The sequence below is a fragment of the Acinetobacter lwoffii genome (assembly GCF_024129115.1).
Taxonomy (GTDB): domain Bacteria; phylum Pseudomonadota; class Gammaproteobacteria; order Pseudomonadales; family Moraxellaceae; genus Acinetobacter; species Acinetobacter lwoffii_T.
The window spans coordinates 65,144-80,618 of sequence record NZ_JAMXXO010000008.1 but is presented as its reverse complement, the minus strand read 5'-3'; the positions used below and the strand labels follow the sequence as shown (position 1 = coordinate 80,618).

Sequence of the window (15,475 nt, the reverse complement as noted above, 5' to 3'; positions counted from 1 at the left end):
TTGTGGTTGATAAAATGGGGGTAACATGAAGGTTTATAATAAATTTTTTATCATTAGTGCTATTGCACTTTCTGTAACAGCATGTAAAAGCAACTTATTTTCAAATCATATTGCATGCGATGATAAAGAGGCGCTGATCTTAGTAAATCAGGTCTTAAAAGATGATTTAAATAAGGCATTAGAAGTGGAATTAAAGTCTTTAATTGCGCAGAGTGCTATTAAAGATTTAGACCCTGCCAAATTAAAGCTATCTGCACAAAATATTGCTTTTAGTTTGGCGGACAGTCGTACTGAATTTATAGATCCTAATAGTCCTAAAACTACATGCTCAATTGATTTATCGATTACACTTCCCTCCGATCTTGTAAAAAAATCGGATGAGGCCAGAGCGAAAGTAGAACGTATGTCAACTGAGGCACAGGCATACGATCTAGGGCTAGACTTCGAAAGTAATAAAGTTAATCTTACATTTGAATATACTTTACAGCCTACTGATAAAGGCGACAAAATTTTTGCTTTGTTAAAAAATACCCAAAATTCAAATCTTTTAGTTTCAGATACTTTAACTTATGCATTCTTAAAACCACAAATTGAAAAGAATCAGATTAAATTAAAAGAAACAAAAAAAAGACAAGAACTAGAAGCAGTAAATACAAATCAAGTAGCTTCTGATGCCGCATATGAGGCAAATCTTGCTGCTCAAGAAGCAACAGTAGCCGCTGAAGAATACTACGAAGATTATTAATGGAGCTAAAAATGAAATTAAAAGTATTAGCTTTGACTTTTAGTATGTTCGCCTTAGCTGCATGTGACAAAGTCTCTACGATTACGGGTTCAGGCACAAAATGTGATAGTGATATAACTAAACAAATAGTAGTCGAGACTTTTAGTAAAAATGTTAGCGATATTGCAAGTACTCGTGTTAAAGAATTAATAGAAACTGAAAACGTAACAATTGATATGGGTAAACTTAGAAGTACTTTGCAGCAAATTACTTTTAATGTGACAAATGTCAGAACCAATAATTCAGACCCTAATAGCAAAAAGAATTATTGTGCTACGGATTTTATTGTCAATATTCCAACACAAATGATTAAAGATGCAGATACTGCACGTGCAGTTTATGAAGAAAACAATATTGCTCAAGCTGCAGTGTTATCAGACTTAAGTTTTGAAAATAATCAGTTGAAAAAAGAAATTGAATATTTTGTTCAACCTACAGATGATGGCAAAAAAGTTTTTGTTACGTTAGAAAATCCAGATGCCTTAGCGTTCTTTGTACGTGATATTGCGATTGATTCATTACTGAAAGCTGCGAGACAAAATGCAGCGGAAGTTGCGAAGCAAGAAGAAATTAAAAGAGTAGCTCAAGAATCTGCTGCAGCTGAAGAGTACCAGTCAGTTTTACTTTCAGAAGCTCAATCAAATTTAGATAATGCTAATGAAAATTTGAATTTGGTATGGAATTCAACAACTAAAGAGATACGTGATCAGTTGCTTAGTGAGCAAAGAATCTGGTTAAAAAAACGTAATCTTGAGTGTAAATTGGAAAGTTCGAATACAGAAAATCCAGAAATTTTTCGTTTAAATTGTGAAACGAACATGACCAACGAGCGCACCAATGAATTGCGTCAAAAAATTTATTATTTAGAACCTTAATTTGATTAATACATAAAAGTCAGCTTCGGCTGGCTTTTTTTATTTTTAAATTTTGTGTTGGTAAAATGAGTACTCAACAAAAACAGTGAAACTTTATGATATTCATACAATTATTTACATTTTCAAAAAATGGGGATCGTTACACTGATTAAATATTAAACATTAGAAAAATCAAAAGAATGGTGACGATTATGAATATAGACTTTATAGAACGCTTAAAAAGCGATGTTACGGCGATTGTGCTTCAAGGTGAAACCGAGCATTTATTTGCCAAAGATCAAGCTTTGGCTCAATTCTATCCCATCTTTTTAAGTATATTGCGTTCACGTCCCGCCTGGATTGAAAATCTTGGTCAGCAACTCAATCCAAAAATCCATGAATTATTCAATGCAAACCCGGTACTCAAGCAGCAGTTTCTCGATCAATTGGATCAGAGCGCGCCGCAAGACGAAATAGAGCATACCTTGAACCGGTCAATTGTACCGACCATGAATTTTTTGCAGACCGAAGCGGGTGCTTCAACTCCGGAAGCGATTAGCCATTTGCTGGAAACCCACGCCGATTCGATTCAGCGCGCATTACCCGTTTGGACTGGCCCTATTCTGGCAGCGCTTGGAGTTTCACCCTTGGCAGGGCAAAATTTAAATCAGGAACCTGTATTGGCGGAGCAGACCATCATTGTTCAGGAAGAGAGAAAAACCGGCTTTTTATGGCCGTTTATTATTTTTCTGATCTTGGCGGGTTTGATCCTGTTTCTGGTTCGTAGCTGCATGCAGGATGAGGTTGAAGATTCAACTACCCAAGCGACCAGTGAAGTTGCTGCAGCTCAGCCTGCATCCTTGCGATTAAGTACCGGCAGTAATGGCGAAATTGTCAGTTGTCAATTACAGCTGAATAATCCGCAGTATATGGAAATTCTACAAAATGAGATCAAACAGATCTTTAATTATAATATTGGTTGTGGCGCGCTGAGCAGTGAGGTTTATCATTCAGAATTCACCGATCAGGATACTATTCCGACTGTGTTGAGAACAATCCAGGGGATGCCAAATATATCACTCGACTGGATTGGCAATCAGGTTTCAGTGCGTGCAGCAACGAATGCAGAAGCCGAGCGTCTGGCAGCACAAATTCGTAGTCTGGCCAAGAATGTCACTGTGGTTACCCAACAGCCGCTCAATAGAAGTGACGTGATTAATACTGCCAATAGCGAAGCAGAACAAGCTTTGGCCAGTATCAAGACCGATAATGTTAAAGCACTGGATGTGGCGACTGCACTGAATTTACAGATCATTAATTTTGATACGGCATCGACTGAAGTTCCGGAAGTCAATAAATTGGTGCTGGATCAAGCTGCTGCATTATTACAACGTGCACCACAAGTTATCCTGAAAGTTAAAGGACATGCTGATGCTCAGGGCAGCGAAGCAGAAAATAAGGTGCTGTCCGTACAGCGCGCTCAGGCGATTACCAGTTATCTCGTGCAAAAAGGTGTCGATCCTGCACAATTACAGGCGGTTGGAATGGGAGAGGATCAGCCGGTTGAACCCAATGCGACACCTGCCGGACAGTTTCAGAACCGTCGCGTGACCTTTGAGGTCGTGAATACTGAAACGGGAATTGTGCGTGAAGTAGATGATGAAGGTGTGGTTGAGAAGACAGGAAATTAAGAGAGCAGCCTAAATAAAAAAGGACGAATCTTCGTCCTTTTTTATTATCTTAAATTAAGAAAATACCGGCGGGCTATAAGTCAATGTCCGACCAAGGAACCATAGCAGGAACAGTACCAAAGGCAGATGGAAAATCAACTGGGTCACCGTAAATCCAATCACATCTTTGGCTTTTAATTTCAGGATACCCAACATCGGAAGCATAAAGAATGGATTAATCAGATTCGGCAAGGCTTCTGCCGCATTATAAATCTGTACCGACCAGCCCAGATGCACTTTCAGGTCATGCGCAGCCTGCATCACATAGGGCGCTTCGATAATCCATTTCCCTCCGCCAGAAGGAATAAAGAAACCCAGAATCGCCGAGTATAAGCCCATCACAATGGCAAAGGTTTCCTGCGAGGCAATGGAAACAAAGAACTCGGCAATGTAATGTGACAATGACAGATCGGCCGGGTTTAGCGCATTGGTCATCATAAAGGCAATACTGCCATACAGCGGAAACTGGATCAGTACCCCAGAAATGGCGGGTACGGCTTTGGATACCGCATTCAGGAAATTTCGCGGTGTACCGTGTAAGGCCACGCCCAAAATCAGGAAGATAAAGTTATAGGTATTTAAGCTGGAAATGGCCAGAATCGGATTGCTTTTGGAAAATTCGTTAAACATCCAGACTGCGCCCAGAATCACAATCAGAATGCTTAAAATGGGTGAATTTTCCAGCCAATCCCCCGGTCTTTTTTCGGCAGATACTTCCGGTTTTTCTTCTTCAATCTGAATCGGGAAGTGCTCAATGGTTTTAATGTCAGACCCTTTAGGTGCTGACCAGTAAGCAATCGCAATTGAAGCTACAATCAGTACCGCCGTCATGATCATGGATTGCGGCAGGAAAATGGTTTCGGTAAATGGAATCACGCCCGTCAGATTATAAATCGGTTCAGGCAGACTGCTTTTATTGGCCTGTAACTGTGCAGCTGAAGAACTGATGCCCAGTGCCCAGGTCGCACCCATCCCGATAATCGCGGCAGCCGCAGCAGCGCGGTAATCCATGTTAAGCTCTTTACGCTGTGCCAGTGCAATCACTAGGAGTGCAGTCAGTACAGTACTCATGGCCCAATTAATCAGAGAAATTAACAGGCTGACCGTGGCGACCAGGACAATCGCACCACGACCGGAATGTGGCAGGCGCGCCATTTTCTGGATCAGAAGCTGGACAGGCTTAGATACGGAAACCACATAACCGACCACGATCAGCATGCACATCTGCAAGGTAAAGGGAATCAGGCTCCAGAAGCCGTCTCCAAAGGAAATCGCGACATCCTGTGCGGGTGCACCAATTCCGATGGCGGCAATCGCCACAATGATGACGCCAAGCAGGGCAAAAATATAAGAATCCGGAAACCATTTTTCAGACCAGTCGCTGACGCGCAAGGCGAAGCGCTGCAAAATATTTTGTTGAGTTTGCATGATTAAAATCCATTTATTCTGCGATTATTATTTTGAAATGAAACAGCTATATATAAAAAAGCCCTTAAGATGCTTCATTCTTAAGGGCTGGCTGGATCAGGCAGCGTTACGTAGTAGCGCTACCCCCGTGACTTTTTGAATCTCTTCAAAACTTACCTCTGGTGCCAGTTCAACCAGTCGAATTCCATCAGGAGTAACATCCAGTACACCGAGGTCGGTAATAATCCGGTTCACCACAGCCTGGCCGGTCAGGGGCAGGCTACATTGCGGTACAATCTTCGGTGTGCCATCTTTGGCGCAGTGTTCCATCAAGACCACGACCTTTTGTACACCCGCGACCAGATCCATGGCACCGCCCATGCCTTTGACCTTTTTACCTGGAATCATCCAGTTGGCCAGATCACCAGTTTCAGACACTTCCATGGCCCCCAGAATGGCAATATTGACATGACCGCCACGGATCATGGCAAAGGAATCGGCACTTGAGAAAAATGAAGCACCTTTTCGCGCGGTAACCGTCTGTTTACCGGCATTGATCAGGTCGGCATCGACAGTCTCCTCGGTTGGAAATTCGCCAATCCCCAGCAGGCCATTTTCCGACTGCAGCCAGACATTGATATTTTCCGGAATATAATTCGCGACTAGCGTCGGCAGGCCAATCCCTAAATTGACATAGAAACCATCTTCAAGCTCTTGTGCCGCGCGCTGCGCCATTTCATTACGTGTCCAAGCCATGATCAAGCCTCCGCCTTTAAGGTCATCTGTTCAATACGTTTTTCCGGTTGAGCATTCAGGACTATCCGGTTCACATAAATGCCCGGAAGATGGATTTCGTCCGGATCCAGCGCCCCAATTTCGACAATTTCTTCCACTTCAGCAATGGTAACTTTGCCGGCCATGGCGCAGACCGGATTAAAGTTCTGGGCGGTTTTACGGAAAATCAGGTTGCCAGCTTTATCGGCCTTATAGGCTTTGATTAGCGCAACATCGGCAGTTAAAGACTCTTCCAGGATATATTTCTTGCCTTTAAATTCACGTTCATCCTTACCTTCGGCGATTACCGTACCCACACCGGTCGCCGTATAGAAAGCCGGAATACCGGCACCGCCAGCGCGTAATTTTTCTGCCAGCGTACCTTGCGGGGTCAGTTCAACTTCCAGTTCACCGTTTAAATATTGACGTTCAAACTCTTTATTCTCACCCACATAAGAGGAGATCATTTTTTTAATTTGTTTGGTTTCCAGCAGAAGTCCGAGACCGAAGCCGTCTACGCCGGCATTGTTGGAAATACAGGTGAGTTGCTTAGCACCTGTTTCTTTTAGTGCTGTAATCAGGGCTTCTGGAATACCACATAGGCCGAAACCACCAACGGCCAGAGTATGACCATCTTGCACCACATCCTTTAAGGCGGATTGAGCGCTGTCATAAACCTTGTTTGACATCTTGTCACCTCTATTATTGTTGTAGCAGACTTCAATCTGCTGCTTATATCCTTATGGCTTGCTTGAAAGCATTTTGCTCAAGCAAGTTTATTTTCAAGCACAGGCTTTTTGCCAATAGGCATTGGCATAATTGGATGGATTATTGCGCTGCAAGACTTCACTGATATTACGGCTGGCCTGCATCAGGGCATCCAGCTGAATACCGGTTTGAAAGCCCATATTCGAGAGCAGGTAATACAGGTCTTCAGTTGAAACATTGCCTGAAGCGCCTTTGGCATAAGGGCAGCCACCTAAGCCTGCAATGGATGAATCAAATACACGAATGCCTTGCAACAGTGACTGGTAGATATTGGCGATGGCCATGCCGTAAGTATTATGAAAATGGCCTGCCAAAACTTTAGCATCAAGTTCAGCCAGACAGGCCTCCCAGACGTTTTTCACCCGATTCGGAGTGGCCGTGCCAATGGTTTCACCCAGCGATACTTCATAACAGCCCATCTCCAGCAAACGTTGCGTGACTTTCACCACCTGTTTCGGATCAATGGCACCTTCATAAGGACAGTCCACCATGCAGGAGACATAGCCGCGCACCTTAATATCATTGGCTATGGCCGCTGCCATGACATCGGCAAACTTCTCGAAACTTTCATCAATCGAGCAGTTGATGTTCTTGCGGGTAAAGCTTTCAGAAGCAGCGGTAAATACCGCGACTTCTTTGCAACCCACAGCCAGTGCCGATTCAAAACCTTTCAGATTTGGGGTTAACAAACTGAACTGAATATTCGGATCTTGGGGTAGGCTGGCAAAGAGCACATCACTGTCTGCCATTTGCGGTACCCATTTGGCTGAAACGCAGGAGCCAACTTCGATTGACTGTAGACCGGTTTTCATCAGGTCTAGAATCAGGTTTTTCCGGTCATTCAGGGTTAGTGGCGTCTTTTCATTTTGCAGGCCATCGCGTGGCCCGACTTCTACGATTTTGACAAAATCCGTCATGCCACTTCCTCCGCCAGAGGCTGGAACTCGACCAGTTCATCACCGGCCTTGACTTGGTCACCTTTCTGGAAATATGAACTTGCAATGATGCCGTCATGCGGTGCACGAATTGAATATTCGATCTTCATGGCTTCCAGCGTCATCAGTACATCATCTTTTTTGACTTTGTCATTGGCTGCCACGAGCACCTGGGTAATGACACCTGGCATTGGCGCGATCAGATTATTTTCCGTGCCTTGTTCATCCTGATTATTAAAATCAGACTTCAGGTAATTGAACTTATAGCTTTGACCATTCTGGAATAGGGTAATGCCTTGCTCAGTCTGGCTAAAAGTCAGTTTTTGCTGTTTACCCGCCAGTTGCAACGCTAAAGTATGGGCATCGACGAGCTGACCCTGAATTTGAATTTGCTGACCATTATAACTGGCAACAAAACCTTGATCTTGGGCCTTGAACTGAATTTTCAGGTTGATGCCATTGCGTTGTAATTGCACTGTATGGCTATTTTGCTGATTCAGACGCCAGAATGCTTTTTGCTGCCACACCGGATTGCTTGGAACGGGGTTCTGTGCCTGACGTGACAGAAGTTCAATCAGCGCGGCACTGACCACCAGTTCGGTACTGATATCCGCAGAAGGTTTGAGCAGGAATTCCTCTTCACGCTGAATCAGGCCAGTATCTAAATGTGCATTTTTAAACGAATCACATAGCACCAGGCGATCTAGAAAGGCAATATTGTTACCCAGACCATCGACATGGAACTGACCCAGTGCATGGTGCATCTGGGTTAGGGCCGCTTCACGGTTTTTGCCCCAGACAATCAGTTTGGCAATCATCGGATCATAATAGGTGCTGATCTCGTCACCTTCGACAATACCGCTATCGACACGTACACAGTCACTTTGCTCCGGATAATGCAGGTAGCTGATCTGACCAATCGCAGGAATAAAGCCTTTTTCCGGTTCTTCTGCATAAACACGGGCTTCGAGTGCATGTCCATGAATCTGCAATTCATGCTGCTGCTTCGGTAAAGGTTCACCAAAGGCCACGCGCAATTGCCATTCCACCAGATCCTGTCCGGTAATCATTTCCGTCACTGGATGTTCAACCTGAAGACGGGTATTCATTTCCATGAAGTAAGCTGTGCCATCTTGCTCCACGATAAACTCGACTGTACCGGCACCGACATAGTTCACTGCACGCGCAGCATCGATTGCCGCCTGACGCATTGCCTCCAGTTTGTCTTCCGGCATTTTTGGTGCAGGCGCTTCTTCCAGCACTTTCTGGTGACGGCGCTGTACCGAGCAATCACGTTCGAACAGATGTACATAATTGCCGTGGGTATCACCAAATACCTGCACTTCAATATGACGTGGTTGAATCACATAGCGTTCAATCAGTACATCTTCATTACCAAAGCTGGAGCGTGCTTCACTTTTACATGAGGCCAGTGAACTCAGGAAGTCTTCACTGCGTTCCACCAGACGCATGCCTTTACCGCCACCGCCGGCACTGGCTTTAATCAATACCGGATAGCCAATGCTGTCTGCCTGCTGTTTCAGGAAATCTGCATCCTGATTGGTACCATGATAGCCGGGTGTTAAAGGCACACCGGCTTTTTCCATCAATGCTTTAGAGGTGGCTTTAAGACCCATTGCCAGAATGGCATCGACTGGCGGGCCAATAAATACAATATTATTGTCCTGACAGGCCAGGGCAAACTGGTCATTTTCGGACAGGAAACCATAACCCGGATGAATCGCCTGGGCACCAGTCGTTTTTGCCGCCTGAATAATACGGTCAATCTGTAAATAGCTTTGTGCTGCTGGCGATTCACCAATATAGATCGCTTCATCAGCTAGTTTCACATGCTGTGCCTGAGCATCGGCATCGGAGTAGACGGCAACGGTGGCAATTCCTAATTTCTTCGCTGTACGAATCACACGGCAGGCAATTTCACCACGGTTGGCAATTAAAATCTTCTCAAACATTGTAGGATCCTTCTCGTTGTTATGCCGTGGTCTTGATCCAAGCCGGGCTTTGTTTGTTTAAAAATGCATTCAGTCCATTTTTCGCCTCATCTCCCTGGCGAACATGGGCAATATGCTGTGCGGTTTTAAGCAGCAGATCTTCAGTCAAAACTTGTTGGTCAACCAGTTGAATCAACTGTTTGGATGCGCTCTGTGCAGCAGGACCACCCAGTAAGAGCGCTTCCACAATCTCATCAATTTTGCTGTCGAGCTGTTCTGGTGCAATCACTTCATGTGCCAGACCAATGCTTTGAGCCTGTTCCGCAGTAATCCGCTCGGCAGTCAGGAAATAACGTGAAGCTTGACGTGCACCAATTGCACGAATCACATACGGGCTGATGGTCGAAGGTGCCAGACCTAAACGTACTTCCGACGTCGCAAACTTGGCATCAGTACTGGCAATACAGATATCACAGGCCGAAGCCAAACCCATGCCGCCGCCAAAGGCAATGCCATGCACCCGGGCGATGGTTGGCTGCTTTAAAGTCGCTAGGCTTTGCAGCATTTTCGCCAGTTTTAATGCATCTGCTTCGTTGTCTGCTTGAGAAGCATGACCGGCCTGTTTCATCCAGTTTAGATCCGCGCCAGCAGAAAAACTTTTGCCACGACCCGCCAGAATCACCACGCGCACATCATCACGGCTATTTAAAGACTGGAAGCAGGCATGCAGTTCTTCAATGACTTGAGTATTAAAGGCATTGTGCAGTTCAGCACGATTAATCCAGACCGTCGCGACCTGATCCTGCTGTTCGAGCTGTAAAAATTGATATGTCATTTTGTCACCTCTTACATGCGGAACACGCCGAATTTGGTTGGCTGGATGGGCGCATTCAGGGCTGCAGCCAGACTCAAGGCTAGTACTTCACGCGATTGCGCTGGATCAATCACACCATCATCCCATAAACGCGAAGACGCATAATAAGGATGGCCTTGGCGTTCGTACTGGTCACGAATCGGCTGTTTAAACTGGTCTTCTTCTTCAGCTGACCAAGTTCCGCCTTTTTGCTCAATCTGGTCACGTTTTAAGGTCGACAAGACGCTGGAGGCCTGTTCACCGCCCATCACTGAAATACGCGAGTTTGGCCAGGTCCACATAAAGCGTGGCGAGTAAGCGCGTCCACACATACCATAGTTGCCTGCACCAAAAGAACCGCCAATCACTAGAGTCAGTTTCGGTACATTGGCATTGGCGACGGCCATCACCAGCTTAGCACCATTTTTGGCAATGCCTTCATTTTCATACTGGCGGCCGACCATAAAGCCGGTAATATTTTGCAGGAAAATCAGCGGAATATTGCGCTGGGTACACAGTTCAATAAAATGTGCGCCTTTTTGGGCAGACTCGGAAAATAGAATGCCATTATTGGCAATAATCCCGACCGGCATGCCATAGAGCTTGGCAAAACCGGTCACCAGGGTAGTGCCGAAACGTGCCTTGAACTCGTCAAAACGTGAGCCATCGACAATACGCGCTATCACTTCACGGATATCAAAAGGCTTGCGCGCGTCACTCGGCACAATGCCGTACAGTTCCGAACTGTCAAACAGCGGCGCTTCGATTTCATCTGCGGTCTTGTTTGGCTTTTTGTTCAGGTTGGCCACGATGTTGCGGGCAATCGCAAGCGCATGTTCATCATTTTCTGCCAGATGATCAGCCACGCCAGACAAACGGGTATGCACATCACCACCACCGAGATCCTCACTGGACACCACTTCACCAGTAGCTGCCTTAACCAGAGGAGGACCGCCGAGGAAGATCGTGCCCTGATTGCGGACAATAATGGTTTCATCTGACATGGCAGGAACATAAGCCCCACCGGCAGTACAGCTACCCATCACCACTGCAATCTGGGCGATACCTTGGCTCGACATACGTGCCTGATTGTAGAAAATACGGCCGAAGTGATCGCGGTCTGGAAATACTTCATCCTGTAAAGGCAAATATGCACCACCTGAATCCACCAGATAAATACAAGTCAGCTGGTTCTGTTCGGCAATTTCCTGGGCACGTAAATGCTTTTTCACTGTTAATGGATAATAAGTACCGCCTTTCACCGTAGCATCATTGGCGATGATCATGCAGGTCACACCGTTGACCTGACCAACACCAGCGACCACACCTGCGGCAGGAACATCATCCTGATACACCTGATAGGCAGCCAGCTGACCAATTTCCAGAAAAGCGGTTCCTGGATCAATCAGGTGATTAATCCGTTCACGTGGTAACAGCTTGCCGCGATCTAAATGTTTTTGGCGGGCAGTTTCGCCGCCACCGAGGGCAATCTTTTCGACTTTCTGTTTCAGGTCATCCACCAGTTGCAGCATGGCAGTCTGGTTGGTTTTAAACTCTTCACTACGTATATTGATTTTGCTCGATAACTGATTCATGACGAACATCCTTGTTTTATTCTAAGTGTTAAGGTTTAGGCTGTTTCGTTGAAAAGTTCACGGCCAATCAGCATGCGGCGGATTTCTGAAGTACCGGCGCCAATTTCATACAGTTTGGCATCACGCCATAAACGGCCGGCAGCAAACTCGTTGATATAACCGTTACCACCTAAAGTCTGAATGGTTTCACCCGCCATCCAGGTCGCTTTTTCAGCAGCATATAAAATGGCACTGGCAGCATCTTTACGCAGACTACGGCTATGTTCCGCTTTGTCACATTCAGCACCGACCGCATAAACCAGTGCCTTACATGCCAGCCAGGTCGAATACATGTCGGCAATTTTGCCCTGCATCAACTGGAATTCACCTAGCGCCTGACCAAACTGTTTACGGTCATGAATATATGGAATCACTGTATCCATACAGGCATCCATAATCCCCAGTGGGCCAGCACTCAATACAGCACGCTCATAGTCCAGACCACTCATCAAGACCTTGGTGCCATTACCGACGCCGCCCATGACGTTTTCTTTGGGTACTTCGACATTGTCAAAAAACAGCGGATAAGTGTTTGAACCGCGCATACCCAGTTTGTCCAAATGTGTGCCATGACTGAAACCTGGCATATTTTTTTCAACCAGAAAGGCGGTCATGCCTTTGGCGCCGGCCTGCAAATCGGTTTTTGCATAGACCACCAGGACATCGGCATCGCCACCATTGGTGATCCACATTTTTGAACCATTCAACAGGTAGTGATCGCCTTTGTCTTCTGCTTTCAGTTTCATGCTCACCACATCCGAGCCTGCATTCGGTTCAGACATTGCTAAGGCACCGATATATTCACCTGAAATCAGTTTAGGCAGATAACGCTGTTTCTGTTCTTCAGTACCATTTCGCTTAATTTGGTTTACACATAGGTTAGAATGTGCGCCATAGGACAGCCCAATGGACGCAGAAGCACGGGAAATTTCCTGCATGGCAATGATGTGCGCCAGATAACCAAAATTTGAACCGCCATATTCCTCACTGACTGTCAGCCCGAGCAGGCCCATCTCGCCAAATTTTTTCCAAAGGTGAGTAGGGAACTCGTTGTCACGGTCAACCTGCTGAGCAATCGGGGTAATTTCTTTGGCGCAAAATGCAGCCACTGAATCACGAAGCGCTATTAGAGTTTCATCCAAACCGAAATCCAAGCTTTGTAAATTCATTCTTCATCCATCCTGAGGTTATATTTGTTGTGTCCAAAAAAGCATTTTTGTTGTGCTTGTGGTTTTAACATACAACGAAAAAATAAAAAAGTGAATCTATATTCACAAAATGATTTACAATTCATTTTATCTTGTTGAGAATAATTTTATGAGTTATAAAAGATCATCATTGATGCAGGAACGAATGGAACAAAATCGCCTGTCGATTTTGGAATCTGCTCGTGAACTGATTATTCAAGGGGGCTTGAAGGAGGCATCGATTCAGGCGATTGCAGAGCGCGCAGGCGTTTCTACAGGGCTGGTCTATCGATATTTCGAAAGCAAAAGCCAGATTTTGATCGAGGTTTTGTCGGCCGCGATTCAGCATGAAGTCGGGATCCTGAACCATATTGCCGAGTCAGATTTGTCGCCAAAACTGAAATTGCAAAAATCTGTTACAACTTTTGTCAAGCGTGCCATGAATAGCCCCCAACTGGCGTATTCACTGATGTTCGAACCGGTTGATCCGGAAATGGAACATGAGCGTTTTCGCAGTAAGCAGCTGCTCAAGCAGAGCATTAAGGAAATTCTGGCCGAAGGAAAGGTCAATGGAGAATTCGAATTTGAAGATTTGAATACGGCAGCGTTGGGCGTAGTTGGTGCCATGACCTTTGTCGTGATTGAACCTTTAAATCCGTCCCGAAATGTCATGTTTGATCAGAAGTATAAGGATCACTTTGTCAAACAGATTGCCGATTTTTGTGTCAACGCAGTACGTCGACAGGAGGAAAATTTACAAGCATAAACGCACAAAAAACGGTACAAAGACAAGGTCGTCGTGGTCATAAAACAATTAGTAAAGTTGAAAATCAGAATTACAAAGAATCAAGGAGATCGATTCAATGACACAAGTACGGTTAAGCTATGCCTATGGAACCAGCAGCCAGCCTTTATTGGGCATGACGATTGGTGAAAAATTTGATCAGGCTTGCGAGCAGTATGCAGAACGTGATGCAGTGGTGAGCCTGCATCAGGACATACGCCTCAGTTACCGGCAGCTACAGGATCAGGTCAATGCCTTTGCCTGTCAGCTGCTGAAACTGGGTATGCAAAAAGGTGACCGTCTGGCAATCTGGTCGCCGAACTGTGTGGAATGGACCATTACCCAGTTTGCGGCCTTCAAGGCAGGCATTATTCTGGTGAACCTGAATCCGGCCTATAAAAGCAATGAGCTTGAATATGTGCTAAACAAGGTCTCCTGTAAGGGACTGGTGATTGCAGCGCAGTTTAAGACGACGGACTATCAGGAAATTCTGACTAAAATTGCACCTGAGCTGATGCAGACTGAAACTAAATTCCTCAATGCAGAGCGCTTGCCGCATTTAAAGCATGTGATTAAAATTGATGATCAGCAGCATACCGGTATCCACCGTTTTCAGGATTTACTAAGCTCGCCAAGCGCCCAAGAGCTGGAACAACTGCAACAGATCTCCAGTGAATTGCAGTTCGATGAAACGATTAATATCCAGTTTACTTCGGGCACTACGGGCAATCCGAAAGGCACCATGCTGACCCATAATAATATTTTAAATAACGGGTACTTTGTCGGTGAAGCGATTCATTTAGGTCCAGAAGACCGCGTCTGTATTTCAGTTCCTTTATTTCACTGCTTTGGTATGGTGATGGGTAATCTGGCCTGTATTACGCATGGTTCTGCCATGATCTATCCATCAGCTGTATTTAATCCGCTGGAAACCTTGAAAGCCATTCAGCAGGAAAAATGTACTGCGGCTTATGGTGTGCCAACCATGTTTATCGCCATTCTTGAGCATGAACAGTTTGACGAATTTGACCTGTCCAGTCTGCGTACCGGGATTATGGCGGGTAGTCCATGTCCGCAGGAAATTATGCAGCGCGTGATTGAGCGCATGCATATGTCTGAAATCACGATTTGTTATGGCATGACCGAAACTGCGCCAGTGAGTGCACAAAGCTCAACGGCAGACAGTGTCGAGCGACGTGTTAGTACGGTTGGCCGGGTACATCCGCATCTGGAAGTTAAAATTGTCGATGAAAATGGCAAGGTGGTGCCACGCGGTCAATTGGGCGAGCTATGTGTACGCGGTTATTCCGTCATGCTCGGTTACTGGGAAGACCAGGACAAAACTCAGGAAGTGATTGATGCTGCACGCTGGATGCATACCGGTGATATTGCTGAAATGGATGATGAAGGCTTTGTCAAAATTAAGGGCCGAATCAAGGATGTCGTCATTCGTGGCGGAGAAAACCTGTTCCCGAAAGAAATTGAAGATTTCCTTTATACCCATCCGGCAGTTTCGGACGTACAGGTAATTGGGGTGCCAGACCATAAATATGGAGAAGAGCTGTGTGCTTGTATCATCCTGCATGAAAATGATCCATGTACTGAAGAAACCATCCGTCAGTATTGTAAGGAGCATATTTCTCACAACAAAGTGCCGCGTTATGTGCGTTTCTTCCAGGAATTTCCAATGACGGCTTCAGGTAAGGCGCAGAAGTTCAAATTGCGTGAATTTATGCGTGAAGAGCTGAACTTGAAAGAGATTGCTTAAATTATATTGATGCGATTCTTAAGTGGGGCAAAGCAGTATTTAATG

13 protein-coding genes are annotated in these 15,475 nt (G+C 45.4%); 5 read left to right on the top strand and 8 right to left on the bottom strand.

What is annotated here, in order from left to right; translation table 11 throughout:
- Positions 1 to 25 precede the first annotated feature (25 nt).
- From NI470_RS08320 to NI470_RS08310, 3 genes are all read left to right on the top strand, one after another.
- Positions 26 to 745, top strand: a complete 720-nt coding sequence (locus tag NI470_RS08320; RefSeq protein WP_253148126.1) for a hypothetical protein — start codon at positions 26 to 28, stop codon at positions 743 to 745.
- Between the two features lie 11 nt (positions 746 to 756).
- The gene (locus NI470_RS08315) at positions 757 to 1,659 is read left to right on the top strand and encodes a lysozyme inhibitor LprI family protein (RefSeq protein WP_253148127.1); all 903 of its coding nucleotides are present in this window, start codon (positions 757 to 759) and stop codon (positions 1,657 to 1,659) included.
- A 179-nt stretch (positions 1,660 to 1,838) separates the two neighbouring features.
- The gene (locus tag NI470_RS08310) at positions 1,839 to 3,329 is read left to right on the top strand and encodes an OmpA family protein (protein ID WP_253148128.1); all 1,491 of its coding nucleotides are present in this window, start codon (positions 1,839 to 1,841) and stop codon (positions 3,327 to 3,329) included.
- Between the two features lie 54 nt (positions 3,330 to 3,383).
- Here the strand turns inward: NI470_RS08310 and NI470_RS08305 are convergent, their stop codons facing one another.
- The 8 genes from NI470_RS08305 to NI470_RS08270 all read right to left on the bottom strand — a co-directional run bounded on the left by NI470_RS08305 (position 3,384) and on the right by NI470_RS08270 (position 12,860).
- Positions 3,384 to 4,796: a short-chain fatty acid transporter gene (locus tag NI470_RS08305; RefSeq protein ID WP_004646585.1), complete on the bottom strand. Its 1,413-nt coding sequence runs from the start codon at positions 4,794 to 4,796 to the stop codon at positions 3,384 to 3,386.
- Between the two features lie 96 nt (positions 4,797 to 4,892).
- Positions 4,893 to 5,531, bottom strand: a complete 639-nt coding sequence (locus tag NI470_RS08300) for a CoA transferase subunit B (RefSeq protein ID WP_005262069.1) — start codon at positions 5,529 to 5,531, stop codon at positions 4,893 to 4,895.
- Positions 5,532 to 5,533: 2 nt separating this feature from the next.
- Entirely contained in the window at positions 5,534 to 6,238 is a 705-nt protein-coding gene (locus tag NI470_RS08295) for a CoA transferase subunit A (RefSeq protein WP_253148129.1), read from the bottom strand.
- Positions 6,239 to 6,331: 93 nt separating this feature from the next.
- Positions 6,332 to 7,234, bottom strand: a complete 903-nt coding sequence (locus tag NI470_RS08290; protein WP_168386803.1) for a hydroxymethylglutaryl-CoA lyase — start codon at positions 7,232 to 7,234, stop codon at positions 6,332 to 6,334.
- Positions 7,231 to 9,225 carry an acetyl/propionyl/methylcrotonyl-CoA carboxylase subunit alpha gene (locus NI470_RS08285; RefSeq protein WP_253148130.1) on the bottom strand — a complete coding sequence of 665 codons (1,995 nt, stop codon included), beginning with the start codon at positions 9,223 to 9,225 and terminating at the stop codon, positions 7,231 to 7,233. Before NI470_RS08285 ends, NI470_RS08290 begins: the two co-directional genes overlap by 4 nt.
- Positions 9,226 to 9,244: 19 nt before the next feature.
- Entirely contained in the window at positions 9,245 to 10,039 is a 795-nt protein-coding gene (locus NI470_RS08280; RefSeq protein WP_253148131.1) for an enoyl-CoA hydratase/isomerase family protein, read from the bottom strand.
- 11 nt (positions 10,040 to 10,050) lie between these two features.
- The gene (locus tag NI470_RS08275) at positions 10,051 to 11,652 is read right to left on the bottom strand and encodes a carboxyl transferase domain-containing protein (protein ID WP_004729985.1); all 1,602 of its coding nucleotides are present in this window, start codon (positions 11,650 to 11,652) and stop codon (positions 10,051 to 10,053) included.
- A 35-nt stretch (positions 11,653 to 11,687) separates the two neighbouring features.
- Entirely contained in the window at positions 11,688 to 12,860 is a 1,173-nt protein-coding gene (locus tag NI470_RS08270) for an isovaleryl-CoA dehydrogenase (RefSeq protein WP_253148132.1), read from the bottom strand.
- Positions 12,861 to 13,008: 148 nt separating this feature from the next.
- On the opposite strand from NI470_RS08270, the gene NI470_RS08265 reads away from it, so the two are divergent.
- Both NI470_RS08265 and NI470_RS08260 read left to right on the top strand, forming a co-directional pair.
- A complete protein-coding gene (locus NI470_RS08265; protein WP_253148133.1) occupies positions 13,009 to 13,644 on the top strand; it encodes a TetR/AcrR family transcriptional regulator in 636 nt (211 codons plus the stop codon).
- Between the two features lie 97 nt (positions 13,645 to 13,741).
- Positions 13,742 to 15,430: an AMP-binding protein gene (locus tag NI470_RS08260; protein ID WP_253148134.1), complete on the top strand. Its 1,689-nt coding sequence runs from the start codon at positions 13,742 to 13,744 to the stop codon at positions 15,428 to 15,430.
- Positions 15,431 to 15,475 lie beyond the last annotated feature (45 nt).